This window comes from Gordonia sp. KTR9 (assembly GCF_000143885.2).
Classification (GTDB): Bacteria; Actinomycetota; Actinomycetes; order Mycobacteriales; family Mycobacteriaceae; genus Gordonia.
In genome coordinates, this window is the sequence record NC_018581.1 from 2,925,844 (window position 1) to 2,940,207 (window position 14,364).

The window sequence follows — 14,364 nt, forward strand, 5'->3', positions numbered from 1 at the left end:
TCGAACGGTTCAGTGGTCGTGCTCGCCGATCCGGTGCACGTGGATGAGGTTGGTCGAACCCACCGTGCCGGGCGGAGCACCGGCGACGATCACCACCACATCACCCTCACTGAGCCGCCCGATGCGGAGCAGCTGATGATCGACCTGATCGATCATGTGGTCCGTCGTGTCGACGTGATCGACGATGAACGTCTCAGTACCCCAACTCAACGCGAGCTGACTACGCACCGCCTGCGTCGGCGTGAACGCCAACAACGGAAGACGCGAATGCAACCGAGCCAACCGCCGCACAGTATCCCCGGACTGGGTGAACGCCACCAACGCCTTCACCTCCAGGCGCTCACCGATGTCACGCGCCGCATACGAGATCACACCCCGCTTGGTGCGCGGCACATGCGACAACGGCGGCACATCACGAGGACCACCCTCGACCGCACGACAAATCCGGTCCATCGTCCGAACCGTCTCCAACGGATACTTACCCACCGAGGTCTCCCCCGACAACATCACCGCATCCGCACCATCGAGAACAGCGTTGGCCACATCCGAGGCCTCCGCCCGCGTCGGACGCGAGTTCTCGATCATCGAATCGAGCATCTGCGTCGCCACGATCACCGGCTTGGCATTCTCCCGAGCCATCTGAATCGCCCGCTTCTGCACCAACGGCACCTGCTCCAGCGGCAACTCCACCCCCAGATCACCACGAGCCACCATGATCGCATCGAACGCCAACACGATCGCCTCGAGATTCTCGATCGCCTCAGGCTTCTCCAACTTCGCGATCACCGGCACCCGACGGCCCACCCGATCCATCACCTCATGGACCAACTCGATGTCCGAGGGACTACGCACGAACGACAGCGCCACCATGTCGACCCCGAGCTCCAACGCGAACTCCAGATCAGCGATGTCCTTCTCCGACATCGCCGGCACCGACACACTCATCCCCGGAAGCGACAGGCCCTTGTTGTTGCTGACCGGCCCGCCCTCGGTCACCGTGCACACCACATCGTTGCCCTCGACCGCAGACACGGCCAGACCGACCTTGCCGTCATCGACCAGCAGACGATCCCCCGGGCTCGCGTCCTCGGCGAGTTGCTTGTACGTCGTGGAGACCCGATCATGCTCGCCCACGACATCCTCGACGGTGATACGTACCTGTTCACCGGTCTCCCACACCGTCGACCCATCACAACCATCGAAACGGCCCAAACGGATCTTCGGACCCTGCAGATCGGCCAGAACACCGACCGCCTTCTCCGTGGTGTCCGAAGCCTTACGAACGCGCGCATAAACGGCCGCATGATCCTCATGCGTACCGTGGCTGAAATTCATCCGAGCCACGTCCATACCGCTCTCGACAAGCTCTTTCAAACGCTCATCACTCGCGGTGGCCGGGCCCAGCGTGCAAACAATCTTGGTTCGGCGATGCATTCCGGCTTTCTTACTCGAAGGTGTTGTTGCGCAGATCATCACTGCGCATGGTTGTGACACGACGTCCGCGCGACGACACCGTCTCGGCACCCGATCGAGTGCCGAGACGGTGAGAATCATTCTTCCTCAGACTCTTCGGTCGCCGTTATGCGGTTGCGCTACCGTGCGTTTCGCGGGCTCGTGGGACATCTTCTGCGTCGGGGACATCGGTCTCGTCGTCTGTTCCGGCCCGCCGCTTCTTGACGCGCTTGGCCCATGCAGAGGTGATGATCGGGCACACGATTGCGGTGACGACGACCGATGCTGCAACCAGTACCGTGGCCTGTTCGGCCGCTGCTTCGTAGGCGGGATTGGCTTCCGCGATGATCGCCGGCACCAGCGCGGCGTTCCCTGCCGTGGTGGCAGCAGCAAGACCGGCCACTCCGTCTCCGCCGGTCAGTCGGTCGGCGGTCATCAGGACGAGGCCGCCGCCGAGGGAGACGAACAGACCCAAGGCGATTCCGAGAAGTCCCGCCTGCAGTACGGCATTGAGGTTGATGGTCAGGCCCAGTGCGAGCCCGAGGAAAGGCACCATCGCCGGCACCAATGGGGCGAACAGTTCACGCATCCGTGGATCGAGGTTGCCGACCAGCATGCCGAGCGCGAGCGGCAGGATCGCGCCGACGAGTGCCTGCCAGGGGAACGCGGCCAGGCCGGCGATGCCCAGCGTGACCATGGTGAGGAACGGGCCCGACTCGAGCGACATCAGGGAGTAGGCCCCGGCGTCCTTCTTTCGTCCGAACTGGGCCATCAGGGAGATGTAGAGGCCGCCGTTCGTGTCGTTGAGGGCGGCGACGATGGCCAGCACCGACAGGCCCGCGAAAATGCCACTGGCGACCGGGGCTTCGCCGAGGATGCGTCCGGCAATGACACCCACGATGATCGCGAAGACGACCTTCGTACCGAGAAGCACGCCGCCCTTCTTGAGAATATATGGGGTGGAACGGACTTCGAGTGTCGCGCCGAGACAGAAGAAGAACACTGCCAGCAAGGGCGCCAGGCCGGTGAAGAACGCGCCGGTGAACGAGCCGAAGAAGTCTCCGGCGTCGGGGGCGAAGGTATGGATGAGAGCGCCGATGAGCAGCGGCACGAGCATCATTCCGCCGGGAACACGTTCGATGGCACTTCTGATGGGTACGGACATGGTGACTCCTGAAGGGGTGGAACGAAGTTGGGGACCGATCTCGAGGTGTGAGGCGGTGGCGGGTACGGCTGGGCGTCAGCCCATTCCTGGGACGAGCAGCACCTTGCATGCGTCGCCGGTCAGCAGATCGATGGCTTTGTCGACATCGCTGAGCTTCTTGCGGTGTGTGACGAGCCAGTCCAGGTCGAGCCGGCCGGAGTCCAAGAGCAGCAGGCTCTGCTCCCAGGTCTCCCAGAGCCGGCGGCCGAAGATGCCGCGCAGGGTGATGCCCTTCTTGTTGATGAACTGTGCGATGTCGATGTCGACGGGCCGGCTCGGGTGGCCCACGGTGATGACGGTCGCTTCGCGGCGTAGTGCCTCGAACAGGGTGCCGAGTGCGACCGGGGCGCCGGAGCACTCGAACGCGACGTCGAATCCCCCTCGTGCGCCGGTCAGTTCGAGACATCTCTGCACAGGGTCGTCGTCAGGCGCCATGGCGATGACGCCGAGTTTCTCGGCTTGAGCGCGACGGTAGGGATTGGGCTCGACCGCGACGACGTACGCGGCACCCATGAGCTGGGCCAGGTAGGCCACGACCAGTCCCACCGGCCCTGCGCCGCTGACGAGGACCGCACGACCCGCCACGGAGTAGTTCGCGCGCTGAACTGCGTGGACCGCGACTCCTGCTGCTTCCAGCAGTGCACCGGACTCGAAGGACAGGCCCTCGGGGAGTTTCACGCAAATGTCCTGCGGAACGTTCATGTACTCGGCGAACAAGCCGTCGATGTGCATTCCGATGATGCGGGTTCGTTCGCACGTGTGGGCGTCGCCTGTTCGGCAGGCATAGCACCGGCCGCAGATGAGGTGGCTCTCGAGTGCGACACGGTCGCCGACCTCGAGGTCGGTGACCCCGGGTCCGACCTCGACCACGGTGCCGGCACCTTCATGCCCCAGGACAACCGGAAGTGACAGGTTGAACGCCTGCGCCGAGGGTGTCCACTCATAGAGTTCGCGGTCGGTGCCGCACAGTGACGCGGCGGCCACCTCGATCACCACGTGACCGTCGGTCGCTTTCGGATCGGGTGCGTCGGTGACGTATTCGACTCCGCGCTCGGCCGCGGTCTTCAGTACTGCTCTCATGGGTTGGATCTCTTTCTCACAGCTACGGGAAGGTGGTCACGCTGAAGTGGGTGCGGCGAAGCGGCGCAGGATGTCGACGGGACCGACCTGCCCGCCCTTGAGGAGCAGTCGACAGCCTGCAACCGAGGAATCGTCGTCGGCGGTACAGATGGGGCCGGCGGTGACGAACTGCCGAGCGACGCGCAGATAACGAACGTCCATCGCAGCCAGGGCGTGGCTGGAGGTATCGCCGCCGAACACCACGATGTCGGAGGTCAGACTCTGTGTGGCCATCGTCGCCGCGAGTTCGCCCAGCACGGTGCCCACATGTTGGGCCGATACCGTTCTGGTGGTCGAGTACCGTGGATCGCCGGCACCAAGCGTGGTGTGCACCATGACGTTTCGGCCGGCACCCAGCGCGTTCGACACGTCGGCGACGAGCGTTCTGGTCAGCTCGTCATCACGCTCATGCAGCAACCGTGCAGGTACCGGGATCTCGTCCCAACCGTGCTGCCGTGCGTCGTCGAGCTGGCGCGCGGTGACACTCGAGGCGGACGCGCTCACCACCAGGACCGGCCCACCGGCGCGATCGGTGCCGGCACCGACCCCGCCGGCCCCGGCCGACTTCGCGAGTGCGGTCATGATGCCGCCGGAACCGACGACCAGTGCCGGCTCGCCCCGCGACGAATCACGACGCAGCGCCGAGGCAACGGCGTCGAGCTGCGCATCGCTCACCGCGTCGACGACGAACGCCGGGGAGTTCTCGTTGCTGCGCAACGCTTTCCACGATGCATCGAAGGATCCATCACCGTAGGCAGGCAGGTGCAGCGCTTCCGGAACGCGGTGGTCGCCGAACTGGTGGGACAACAGGTTCCGCAGATCAGCGTCCGACATCGGGGTCGACGGATGTGTGGCCATGACCGGATGGCGGTCGAGTCGGTAGATCTGGTCGCCGAACGCCGCGAAATGCTGGCTGAAGGCGGTGAACCGTCCGAAACCGGGTTGAGCCGGCACCACGGGCACCGGCCCGTGGCCGGGGAATCGTTCGTGGAGCAGTTCGATTCCACGTCCGATACTGCCCAGAGTGGGTGCGCTGTCGAACGTCGAACACACCTTGTAGAGGACGACCTCGGCGTCGACCTCGGAGATTCGCGACAGGTCGCCGCGGACCTGCCGGTCGAATGCGGCTCCACCCAGCGAGCGGGCCGGCCCGGCGATTCCGACCACATCGGCGTCGGCGGGCAAGGGCGCGTCCCCGATGGCGAGAACGGCGTCCAACCCGTGAGCGTGTGCTTGTGCGAGGACGTCACCGGCGCCGGTGAGATCGTCGGCGACGAATGCGAAGCGTGCCATCTCAGCGCCCTCCGAACATCTCGACCGCGTGGGCCAGGTGCAGATCCCCGTCGCTCGCGTACGAGCGTGTCGCCTCCTCGAGCGTGACACCGTCGACCGCTGCCTCCCAGGACTGGCGAAGGCTGCGCACGCCGGCCGCGGGCCCGTCGGGGTGGGCCGCCACACCGCCTCCGGCCAGCATGAGCACATCGGTGGTCTGAACCGCGTCGAACGTCGGTCCCGGTGTCGAGACGTTCTGCCCGGAGGACAGCACCGGCAGCGGAGTGATGGTGTCACCCAGGGGGGTGAGCAGTGCCGCGACATTGCGGGACACCTCGTCGTCGGGCTCGTAGAACTTGCTACCGAGACCGCTGACGTGCAGGTGATCTGCACCTGCCAACCGGGCGAGCTTCTGCCACACGGCGTAGTCCACACCCAGCCCGGGGTAGCGCATGGAGGCGGCCAATCCGGCCCGGTGTCCGTGGATCGGGACCGAGCTGAACGACCGGAGCAGTTCGAGGGCGGGTAAACCCATGATCGGGATGTTGAGCATGACGCATCGGCCTCCGCCGTTGACGACGGTGTCATAGCGACGGCGCAGCCCGTACAGATCGCCGGTGATGTTGAACGCGTACATCACCTGGTGGCCGGTCACCTGCTCGGCCTTGGCGATCTCGTCAGTCGCGACCGCAACCCGTCGCTCCAACGGCAGGTACGCCGGATCCGTCATCAGCTCGTCGTCTTTGATGACATCGATCGACGCCAATGCCAGCTCGCGGACGACCAACCGGAACTCGTCTTCGGACAAACCCACGTTCGGCTTGACGATGGTTCCGATCAGCGCGCCCCGGGAGGCGTCGCTGATCAGATTCCTGGTCCCCCCGATCCCGAAGGCCGGCCCGGCGTGCGCCCCGACGAACTCGTCCGGAAGCTCGACGGACTGCAGGCGGCACGCGAACAGCTCTCCCAGCTCGAACAGGTTGCCGGCGATCGCCGTCTGCAAGCTGGCCAGGTCGACACCCACGTTCTCCATGGGGAACTCGATGGTGGCGATCGCCGCCCGGACCTTCTCCGGCTCGTGACGCGACGGCAGCGACGGGCGCACCCGGCCGAGTTCCCGGACATCCGCAACCCGGGCGGCGTGCCGTTCCCGAATCCGCGCGGATTCCCCCGGAACCGGGACGAAGGTGCCGCTCGACTGCTCACCGGCGAGCAACGCCGCGGCAGCGCTCGGGTCGATCTCCGACTCCAGGTAGTAGGTACAGCGAATGATTCGCGAGTCTCGCATCGATGCGGCCCTTCTTCTGATCGCGGTGACCATCGACATCGCCACGACTTTGTACGTATGATTTGTACGTACTTTACGGGTGACATGAGTCACTGTCAAACACGGGAGGAAAGCCGATCACGTCGACGTCCACGACGAAGTTCTACGATCAGCATGTGCAGAACGAGGCAGAAGCGGACCGTCCCGGCATCGATCGGGACGACACCCGGCCACTGCACGTGCAGATACGCGACCTGCTGCACGCCGAGATCACCAGTGGGCGCGCGCGCCCCGGGAGTGCGCTACCCACCGAGCAGGAGCTTCAACAACGTTTCGGCGTCTCACGGAGCGTCGTGCGCCAGGCACTCGGCGCCCTCGTCGAACTGGGCCTGGTACAGCGGTCGCGCGGTCGCGGAAGCATTGTTGCGGCGACCCCCACGCTCCGCCGCCGAGTCCAACGGGCCGGCGGCCTCGACGAGCAAGCCCAATCCCACGGCCAGCAGCTGGTGACACGAGTGCTCTCCGTCGAGACATCCCTGGCGCCTGAAACGGCTAGAGCCGCCCTGGGTTCCGGCCGTACAACCCGCATCGAACGACTCCGCTACCTCGGAGACCTGCCGGTTGCCTACATGACGACATGGGTCTCCGCCGACACCTTTCCGCACTTCACCGCGCAGCTGCTCGAGGGCAACTCCCTGCTCGGGCTCATGCGCGCCCATGGTTACGTACCCGTCGGCGGACCACGACAGGTACAAGCGGTCGCCGCCGACGAGGTCGTGGCAGACCATCTGAAAGTCTCCCCCGGCGATCCACTGCTGTTGCTCGAAGGCGTGACCCGCGACGAATCCGGTTACGGACTCGAATGGTTTCGGGTGTGGCACCGGCAGAACACCGTCTTCGACGTCGATGCGTGGGTCGCTGACACGCACGACACCAAGGCAGTCGACCTCGACGCCGCGAGATCGCTCCTCGTCGAGCTCCAGAACACCGTGTCGGAACTACGTAGGGAACTCGGCAGCGAGGACAGCGCTCCAGGCCCGACCGGTGAGCGGTCCACCGTGGCCACCGATACATAGCAGCCGAATCAGGCGGCAACGAGGACGACCGGGGAAACGAAGACCTTTGGCAGAGAACCCAGCCCCCTCACCACACGCAGCGAAACTTGATGGTTCGAGCGCATGTGATGTGGGTCGCTAAAGCAGTCGTGAGACGAGACGACCGTGCAATAGTTAGGCAATGCTTGCCTTAACTGAGAGTGCTCGTCCGTGGCTGATCGGCGTCTACCGCATCGTCGTCGGTTTCCTTTTCTTCTGTCACGGGACGACGACGCTGTTCGCGTGGCCGATCGAACCGTACGGTGGCTCGACAGCAGAGTTCGGCGCGTGGCCGTCGTGGTGGGCCGCCGCGATCCAGGTGGTCGGCGGACTGCTCATCATGACCGGCGTCGGAACCCGGGTTGCGGCATTCGTCAGTGCGGGAAGCATGGCGGTGGCCTACTTCTGGAAGCACCAGGGCGACGGGCTGCTGCCGATTCAGAACGACGGTGAGTCCTCGGCGCTCTTCTGCTGGGCGCTTCTGATCCTGGTCGTCATCGGCCCGGGCAAGCTGACCGCGCAGTCCGTTCTCGATCGTCTACGCGGCAACGCGATCCCCGTAAATCAGACAGACACAGAGTCGATCTCGGAGCCACCCGAAACGTCGATGGTCCGACAGTAGGACACCGGCAGGACAATGAATCCTGAGCCAAGCGCGCACCGATGAATTCTGCCAGTCGTGAGGGTCTGCCTCGGTGTGGACAACGTCGTCCGCACCGAGGCAGACCGATGTCCACAGACATCGACGACCAGAAGGCAGGCTCACGATGACCGACGCGACCGGGGCGACCCTCACCTATACCTTCGGCGCTTCGCCTGACGCGGTGTTCGACGCGTGGACGACACCGGCGCTCTTCGCGACCTGGTTCGGCGGCAGCACAAACGAGGTGCCCGTCGATTCGGTCGCGCTCGACGCCCGATCCGGCGGCACTTGGGCCGCGACGATGATCGTCGCGGAAGACATGCCCGAATTCCACTGGCGCGGTGAGTACGTGGAGGTCGTGCGACCGAACAAGCTCGTGCTGACGATGACGGACGAGCCCGGTGACGAGCGCGAACTCCTCACCGCGGACTTCATCGCCGTCGATGCCGGTACCGAACTCCGATTCAGCCAGACCGGCGGGAACCTCACGGACGAGCAGTACGACTACGCCGCCGCCGGCTGGCGCGCGGCGTTCGAGACGCTGGACTCGCTGCTGGCCGACTGACCGACCCGCCGGTGTCTCGATCCTGACCCGGGGCTGCGGGCTGCGGGCATCGGACTGGCAGACTTCGTTTCGTCGACGCGACCTCGACCGAAGTCGCGTCGACGAAACGAAGTCCGGGTGTCCGGTCCCGACTGTCGATGGCCTGGCCCGCGCCTACTCCCAGCCCGCGGTCTCCGCCGCCGCCTGATGGGTTTGCCGAAGGAAGTTCAGAACCATGGCGTCCGGATCCTCGGCTTGGCGCACGAGGTGATACGGCAGAACGTATTCCCCCAGCGCGGCATCCCAGCGGGCCGGGGCCTCGACCGCAGGGTGGGTGTCGTAGCCCTCGGGATGCGGGTACGCGTATGCGTAGAAGGCGCCCTCCTCGGCGCCCCCTGGCCAATATCCCGCGCTCGACACCTCGTCGCTGTAAGCCTCGTGCATCACCCAGTCGGGACAATTCGGCACCCCACCGGGATGTTGCGGCGCACTGCGTCCCGAGAAACGCGTGACAGCCAGATCGAAAGCGCCCCAGAAGAAGTGCACTGGTGACGACTTTCCCCGGAACTCGCCGCGGAACGTCGACAACACACGATGAGCACTGACGAGCGACCGCCAGAACCTCGACACGGCCTCTGCGTCGTACGACGAGTGGGCGGTGTCCTCGGCGAACGGGGTCGCCTCGGGCAATTCGACGGGGGTCGCGACGATGTCGATGTCGAAACCCAGATCGGTGAGGTGGGACGTGTACTCGGTGTAGAAGTCGGCCACCGTCCGAGGTTCGAGCTTCATTCGACGAGTGGTTCCGTCGGTCACCAAGAGGAGCAATTCGTGGTCCAGGAAGTCGAAGCGGATCTCGAGACCGCGGCCTCCGACGGCCATCAGCGATGTGGTGAGTCCTCGCGCGTCGACATACAACGGCACCCCCCACCAGTGATTGACCTCCGGACCGAGAGCCAGGCGCGTCTTGCCGACGATCTGGGTCCACAACTGCACTGTGTCCCTGGTATCGATCCACGAATCCACCGGTAGCGCGGGCCATGCCTCGTATTGCGTCTCCATGCCCCTATGATCCCGGACGCGTCAACTCGACGAGCGCGCCCCAGAATGCCCACGAGGTCGGGGCTGGGTGATGGCTACACGGCGGCGCCTGCCACCTGTGGAGTTCGGCAACAGGAGGGTCGAAGGACCGCTTAACCTGTCGGGATCAGAGGCGCCACGCTACGTGTGCGCCATCACCGAGGAGGGCACATTGCCGCGTATCACGTTGGGAGCGATTCTGGTCTTCGTCGCGATCGGGAGCACCATGGTTGCCGCGCTGCTCGGGGCACCGGACTGGTTGATCATCGTCGTACTCACCGTGCTCTTCGTCTTTGCTCTCGTGCTGCCTACGGCGATCCGCGAGTTCGGACGGGATCAACCGACGTCGGTCGGCCGGTCGGGGCTCGGGAACCCGGAGGGTCCGCGTCCGACGCCGACGCGGCGGCGTCGACATGCCCAGAGCTCGGATTCGTCCTCGGGTTGGTTCGGATTCGATGGCGGCTGGTCGGGCGACGGCGGTTCTGATTCCTCCGGCGGAAGCTCGGGTGGCGGAGGAGACTGAGCGGCCAGAGGCGGCTCGGCGACCGGTCGGGGCCGCTGTCAGGTCGTCGACACGATCCCCCGGTGGGCGGCATTGACGTGATCAGAAGAGGAGACCCGGTGAGCACGATCAGAACTGATCTGACGGCAGTTCTCGGCAGGAGCGTCGGTATGGCACTGCAGCGCCGCACGCTGCTACCTCGGGCAGTTTCCGAGGCCATCGCCGGCGAAGGACGCAGTGTTCGTGGACTCACCGTCGTCGTGACCGGCGCCTCGGCGGGGATCGGACGGGAATCCGTACGACAGCTCACCGCGCGCGGCGCGCATGTGGTGGCCGTGGCACGACGTCGGCAAGAACTGAGCGAGCTGTCCGACGAGACCGGCTGCGACTACAGACTCTGCGACCTTTCCGACGAGGCCTCGACCGCTGAATTGATCGACGAACTCCGACAGGAACCGGTCGACGTACTGGTCAACAACGCGGGCCATTCGATCCGACGAACCATCGTCGACTCCACCGACCGGTTGCACGACTACCAGCGCACCATCCGTCTCAACTACCTCGCCCCCGTCCAACTGTCTCTCGGCCTGCTGCCGGACATGATCGACCGTCGGTCAGGACACATCGTCAACGTGTGCACGTGGGGAATCATGGCGAACACCTTTCCCAGGTTCTCGGCCTACGCTGCGTCGAAGAGCGCACTGGCCATCTTCGGCCGGAGCCTCAACGCGGAAAACCCTCACCCACACGTTCGGGCGACGAACGTCTACTTTCCACTCGTACGAAACGAGATGATCTCGCCCACAGCGGAATACGACAACACTCCGGCACTCAGCGTTGACGAGGCCGGCCGGTGGATCGTCCGCGCGATCACCCACCGTCCGACCTCCGTGGCGCCGGCTGCCGTACGTACACTGCTACCGGTCATCGACTATTTCGCACCGACGGCCGCCGACTAGGCGATCGCGTCGATCACCTGACCAGCTGCGGACAGGCTCTCATCCGCTTCTGCGGCAACCGAGCTGTTGCCCGGCATGAAGCCGGAAGAGTCATCGTGGACGATCAGGCCTATTGGAATCACGACGACAGCGAATTGCGCTCATACGGACCGCCGTCCCTATTTTCATTTGTTCCGGTGTCAATTCTCGGTGTGATAGACAGTGGTGAGACCTCAAGGCGGCGAATAGACGATGAAACGACATATGCGGGTAATTCTGGTCCTGATACTGGCAATTGGGATCGGACAATGGTCGCCGGTCGTCGCCGGCGCGGCACCGGGCCCTGGAGGTGCCACGGTCCTGACACTGGACCCGGCGTTTCGGTCGCTACCGATGAACTGGCTCCGCGGGGAGCTGTTCGCAGCACCGAATCACGTTGTGAACGTGCCGTACAACAACTTCCCGGGCGCGACGAACACCCACCGCGGACGAGACAAGCTCAACGAGATGCTGCACGAGATCCCAGGGCGGAAGATCGTGGTGGGCCACAGTCAGGGTGCGCAAGTTCAAGACGACTGGCTACGCACATACGGACCGACCAGCGACATCGACCCCGCCACAGTGATGTTCGTGCTGACCGGTGATCTCGAATCGAAGTACAACGGCTGCGCCAATCAAGGCGGATGCCGGGCCGACTATGGCGGGAACAACTTCCCCGATGACACCCGGTACACCGTCAAGGTCGTTGCGAGACAGTACGACTACTGGGCCGACGCACCCAATCGTGATCTGATGACCGACGCTGCTCGTCGCAACCACAGCGCGTCGAACTCTGTTGGCGGACAGGGCGAAGGCCGACCCGTCCACAACGACTACAGCATGATCGGGCTCGACGATCCGGCCAACAAGACCTTCGTCGAAGGCAACGTCACCTACATCCTCGGGTCGCCGGCCACCTACTACCTGCCGATGGTCACGCAGATGTGGACAACCGCCGCCCGAAAAGCGGTCGAGGACGCCCGACTTCGCCCAGAGGTCGAGAGGGCCTACGACCGGCCGATGGGGGATCCACCAGCACCCTCGGGCACCTGACCCCGGCAACCATCTCGCGTGGATCAGGTGGAAACCGACGTCGAAACGGACGCCGAGATCTACCATCAGTGCACAATCGGACGATGTGGTGAGCGAGGACCGGCATGAAGAAGACTCTGAATTCTCTGTCCGAGAGCGACTATCTTCTCGTCCGTGAGACCAAGAAGTCCCAGATGGCCGGGCTCGACGAGGACGGGCTGATCGACCTCCATTCCCGCATCCGCCGCGCACGCAACAAACACGTCACCTTGTATCGCCGCGCGGGAGCGGAGAAGGTCAAGGCCAAGGGCGGCCGTGGCAGCGCCAAGGCGGCGAATGTCCGGAACGCCGCGAAAGCCGAGGTGTTCGAGGACGCGCTGAGTCGAGTGAGTCGGCGACTGGCTCGGGTCTCCCGCGACGCCGCGCTCGAGTTGAAGGCCGAAAGACTGGCACGCGCGCGTAACGATGAACCAGTGTCGGGCAAGGGCGGCAAACCGCGCAAGAACGCGAGCGACGGTAAGGGCAAGGTGAACTCGTCGGGACGAATCCGTACGGACGACACGCGCGATTCGCCGGGCCGGAAGAAGTACGAGGCGTCGACCATCGCGGCCGGCGCGCGCCGTCAGACCAAGAAGGACCGGCGTCACGACTCCTGACGCCGGCCGGCGTTGACGGTCGCCGATGGTGAGCCGCCCGATCTTGTAGTGACAGTGGGGATATGGCGCCGACTAGTGCTACGAAATCCCGGGCCGCCGAAGGTGCAGCAGCGGGAACGGCCGGCCGTCGGAATCGAGAGGCGAGCGTCCCACTTGTTCGAACCCTCTGCGGCGATAGAACTCCACCGCACCCGGATTCTGTTCGTTGACGTCGAGCTCGTCGATGCCCGCGTGTTCGACCGCATGATCGAGCAGCGCCGTGCCGACGCCCCGCCCGTGGGCGGCCGAGTCGACGAACAACATCTCGAGCCGGTTGTCGGCGGTTCCACTGAAGCCCACGACGACCCCGTCGACCTCCGCGACGACCAGCTCCACCGCCGGGAAGAAGTCCCGCGCGAGTCGATCCGCAAAGCCGTCGATGTCCGCGGGGCTGAGGAAATGATGCGTCGCCTCGACCGCCGAACGCCACACGGCCACGAGACGGTCGGTGTCGCTCGGCTCGGACGGTCGTAGTTTCACCCCACCCGCCGCCGGGGTTTCTGCCGGTGAGCGAAGGGGTCGCCGATGTGGTCGGTCAAGCACGGTCGGCACTGTAGCGGGCGCCGCCGTCGCAGGACAACGTAATACGATCTCCCGCAAACCTCGGCGTCGACGGTCGCGCCGGATATCGTGATGACGACACATCCGCAGGGACGAGGGGTAACAGGTGCTCGAGATCCATGGTCTGTCGAATGAAACGGTCGTGCTCGACGGGGACTGGTTCGAAAAACTCCGGGGTGGCACATCGAAGACCCGGTTGCCGGCGGCCTCGTTCGTCTCCGCGGAGATCACGGAGATCGACCGGCGGAAGAAGCTGTTCGGCGGCGAACGCGAACAACTCCTCCAGGTCACTCTCACCTTCTCGCGTCCGCCGTTCGTCGGCCTGATGACGTCTGCCGACAACCGCGCCAAGGTCGACGCGCTCGTCGCCGGACTCGAAGCCGCCCGCGACGCCGGCTGAGCCCAGCCCCGCGTCATGGTGAACCCGCGCCCCGATCCTGTTGCACGCGAATCAATTCGAGTAGCAACCGGCGGAGCTCCGGTTCGGATTCACCGATGGACGCGATCAGTGCCGGATCGGTTCGCTCGCGCTCGAGCAGGGCGTGATAGACCTCGCTCCCGGCCGGCGTCGAGCTCACGTGCTTGCGGCGCTCGTCGTCGGGGTCGATCTGGCGTTGCACATAACCCATGCGTTCCAGTCGTTCGATGGTGCGGCTCGCCGTCTGGTCGGTCACCCTCGCCTTCTTGGCGATCTCGCGCTGGGTGGCCGGCCCGGCGCTCAACACGTGCAGTACGACGAGTCCGGCGCTGGAGATGTGATACTCCCGCAGCACGGCCTCCCAGGCATGCTCGACAAGTCTCGCCGCCGCCGACAGCAGCCGGCCGGTCGGCCACCCGTCCATCCCGTCGTCCATCGTGTCCTGCCGATTCTCGTTGTCACATCACACAGACTTGCAATTGTTCAGCCTGCTGAACATCATGG

Annotated in this window: 16 protein-coding genes; 8 read left to right on the plus strand and 8 right to left on the minus strand. The window is 64.9% G+C overall.

Going from position 1 to position 14,364, the window contains the following annotated elements; genetic code table 11:
- Positions 1–9 precede the first annotated feature (9 nt).
- The 5 genes from pyk to KTR9_RS14050 form a co-directional block, all read right to left on the minus strand.
- Complete coding sequence (gene pyk, locus KTR9_RS14030) at positions 10–1,434, minus strand: pyruvate kinase (RefSeq protein ID WP_044506729.1); 1,425 nt, start codon at positions 1,432–1,434, stop codon at positions 10–12.
- 145 nt (positions 1,435–1,579) lie between these two features.
- Positions 1,580–2,617: a 2-keto-3-deoxygluconate permease gene (locus KTR9_RS14035; protein WP_014926908.1), complete on the minus strand. Its 1,038-nt coding sequence runs from the start codon at positions 2,615–2,617 to the stop codon at positions 1,580–1,582.
- Between the two features lie 75 nt (positions 2,618–2,692).
- Positions 2,693–3,736 (minus strand): zinc-dependent alcohol dehydrogenase, encoded by a 1,044-nt coding sequence (locus KTR9_RS14040; RefSeq protein WP_014926909.1) that lies wholly within the window; start codon positions 3,734–3,736, stop codon positions 2,693–2,695.
- A gap of 36 nt (positions 3,737–3,772) precedes the next feature.
- Positions 3,773–5,068 (minus strand): four-carbon acid sugar kinase family protein, encoded by a 1,296-nt coding sequence (locus KTR9_RS14045; RefSeq protein ID WP_014926910.1) that lies wholly within the window; start codon positions 5,066–5,068, stop codon positions 3,773–3,775.
- 1 nt (position 5,069) lies between these two features.
- Positions 5,070–6,335: a RuBisCO large subunit C-terminal-like domain-containing protein gene (locus tag KTR9_RS14050; RefSeq protein WP_014926911.1), complete on the minus strand. Its 1,266-nt coding sequence runs from the start codon at positions 6,333–6,335 to the stop codon at positions 5,070–5,072.
- A gap of 155 nt (positions 6,336–6,490) precedes the next feature.
- Between KTR9_RS14050 and KTR9_RS14055 the strand changes: the two genes are divergently transcribed.
- The 3 genes from KTR9_RS14055 (at position 6,491) to KTR9_RS14065 (ending at position 8,616) form a co-directional block, all read left to right on the plus strand.
- Complete coding sequence (locus KTR9_RS14055; RefSeq protein ID WP_014926912.1) at positions 6,491–7,390, plus strand: GntR family transcriptional regulator; 900 nt, start codon at positions 6,491–6,493, stop codon at positions 7,388–7,390.
- Positions 7,391–7,550: 160 nt separating this feature from the next.
- Complete coding sequence (locus KTR9_RS14060) at positions 7,551–8,030, plus strand: DoxX family protein (RefSeq protein ID WP_014926913.1); 480 nt, start codon at positions 7,551–7,553, stop codon at positions 8,028–8,030.
- A 145-nt stretch (positions 8,031–8,175) separates the two neighbouring features.
- Positions 8,176–8,616 carry an SRPBCC family protein gene (locus KTR9_RS14065; RefSeq protein WP_014926914.1) on the plus strand — a complete coding sequence of 147 codons (441 nt, stop codon included), beginning with the start codon at positions 8,176–8,178 and terminating at the stop codon, positions 8,614–8,616.
- 153 nt (positions 8,617–8,769) lie between these two features.
- On the opposite strand, the gene KTR9_RS14070 is transcribed toward KTR9_RS14065, so the two are convergent.
- A complete protein-coding gene (locus KTR9_RS14070; protein ID WP_014926915.1) occupies positions 8,770–9,657 on the minus strand; it encodes a DUF5996 family protein in 888 nt (295 codons plus the stop codon).
- Positions 9,658–9,820: 163 nt separating this feature from the next.
- Here KTR9_RS14070 and KTR9_RS14075 point away from each other — a divergent pair, with 163 nt between their 5' ends.
- The 4 genes from KTR9_RS14075 to KTR9_RS14090 all read left to right on the plus strand — a co-directional run bounded on the left by KTR9_RS14075 (position 9,821) and on the right by KTR9_RS14090 (position 12,842).
- Positions 9,821–10,198, plus strand: coding sequence for a hypothetical protein (locus KTR9_RS14075; protein WP_044506732.1), 378 nt, complete (start codon positions 9,821–9,823; stop codon positions 10,196–10,198).
- Positions 10,199–10,347: 149 nt separating this feature from the next.
- Positions 10,348–11,136 (plus strand): SDR family NAD(P)-dependent oxidoreductase, encoded by a 789-nt coding sequence (locus tag KTR9_RS14080; RefSeq protein ID WP_044506733.1) that lies wholly within the window; start codon positions 10,348–10,350, stop codon positions 11,134–11,136.
- 372 nt (positions 11,137–11,508) lie between these two features.
- A complete protein-coding gene (locus tag KTR9_RS14085; RefSeq protein ID WP_238553869.1) occupies positions 11,509–12,207 on the plus strand; it encodes a PE-PPE domain-containing protein in 699 nt (232 codons plus the stop codon).
- Between the two features lie 104 nt (positions 12,208–12,311).
- Entirely contained in the window at positions 12,312–12,842 is a 531-nt protein-coding gene (locus KTR9_RS14090) for a hypothetical protein (protein ID WP_014926919.1), read from the plus strand.
- A 78-nt stretch (positions 12,843–12,920) separates the two neighbouring features.
- On the opposite strand, the gene KTR9_RS14095 is transcribed toward KTR9_RS14090, so the two are convergent.
- Positions 12,921–13,361, minus strand: a complete 441-nt coding sequence (locus KTR9_RS14095) for an acetyltransferase (RefSeq protein WP_044506735.1) — start codon at positions 13,359–13,361, stop codon at positions 12,921–12,923.
- Positions 13,362–13,548: 187 nt separating this feature from the next.
- Here KTR9_RS14095 and KTR9_RS14100 point away from each other — a divergent pair, with 187 nt between their 5' ends.
- Positions 13,549–13,842 carry a hypothetical protein gene (locus KTR9_RS14100; protein ID WP_044506737.1) on the plus strand — a complete coding sequence of 98 codons (294 nt, stop codon included), beginning with the start codon at positions 13,549–13,551 and terminating at the stop codon, positions 13,840–13,842.
- 13 nt (positions 13,843–13,855) lie between these two features.
- Here KTR9_RS14100 and KTR9_RS14105 read toward each other — a convergent pair whose 3' ends face one another.
- Positions 13,856–14,296 (minus strand): MarR family winged helix-turn-helix transcriptional regulator, encoded by a 441-nt coding sequence (locus KTR9_RS14105; RefSeq protein ID WP_014926921.1) that lies wholly within the window; start codon positions 14,294–14,296, stop codon positions 13,856–13,858.
- Positions 14,297–14,364 lie beyond the last annotated feature (68 nt).

Excerpts from the sequence above, each read along its gene's own strand:
- pyk (WP_044506729.1), bottom strand. The coding sequence starts at position 1,434 with ATGCATCGCCGAACCAAGATTGTTTGCACGCTGGGCCCGGCCACCGCG.
- KTR9_RS14035 (WP_014926908.1), bottom strand. The coding sequence starts at position 2,617 with ATGTCCGTACCCATCAGAAGTGCCATCGAACGTGTTCCCGGCGGAATG.
- KTR9_RS14040 (WP_014926909.1), bottom strand. The coding sequence starts at position 3,736 with ATGAGAGCAGTACTGAAGACCGCGGCCGAGCGCGGAGTCGAATACGTC.
- KTR9_RS14045 (WP_014926910.1), bottom strand. The coding sequence starts at position 5,068 with ATGGCACGCTTCGCATTCGTCGCCGACGATCTCACCGGCGCCGGTGAC.
- KTR9_RS14050 (WP_014926911.1), bottom strand. The coding sequence starts at position 6,335 with ATGCGAGACTCGCGAATCATTCGCTGTACCTACTACCTGGAGTCGGAG.
- KTR9_RS14060 (WP_014926913.1), top strand. The coding sequence starts at position 7,551 with ATGCTTGCCTTAACTGAGAGTGCTCGTCCGTGGCTGATCGGCGTCTAC.
- KTR9_RS14065 (WP_014926914.1), top strand. The coding sequence starts at position 8,176 with ATGACCGACGCGACCGGGGCGACCCTCACCTATACCTTCGGCGCTTCG.
- KTR9_RS14070 (WP_014926915.1), bottom strand. The coding sequence starts at position 9,657 with ATGGAGACGCAATACGAGGCATGGCCCGCGCTACCGGTGGATTCGTGG.
- KTR9_RS14080 (WP_044506733.1), top strand. The coding sequence starts at position 10,348 with ATGGCACTGCAGCGCCGCACGCTGCTACCTCGGGCAGTTTCCGAGGCC.
- KTR9_RS14085 (WP_238553869.1), top strand. The coding sequence starts at position 11,509 with ATGAACTGGCTCCGCGGGGAGCTGTTCGCAGCACCGAATCACGTTGTG.
- KTR9_RS14090 (WP_014926919.1), top strand. The coding sequence starts at position 12,312 with ATGAAGAAGACTCTGAATTCTCTGTCCGAGAGCGACTATCTTCTCGTC.
- KTR9_RS14105 (WP_014926921.1), bottom strand. The coding sequence starts at position 14,296 with ATGGACGACGGGATGGACGGGTGGCCGACCGGCCGGCTGCTGTCGGCG.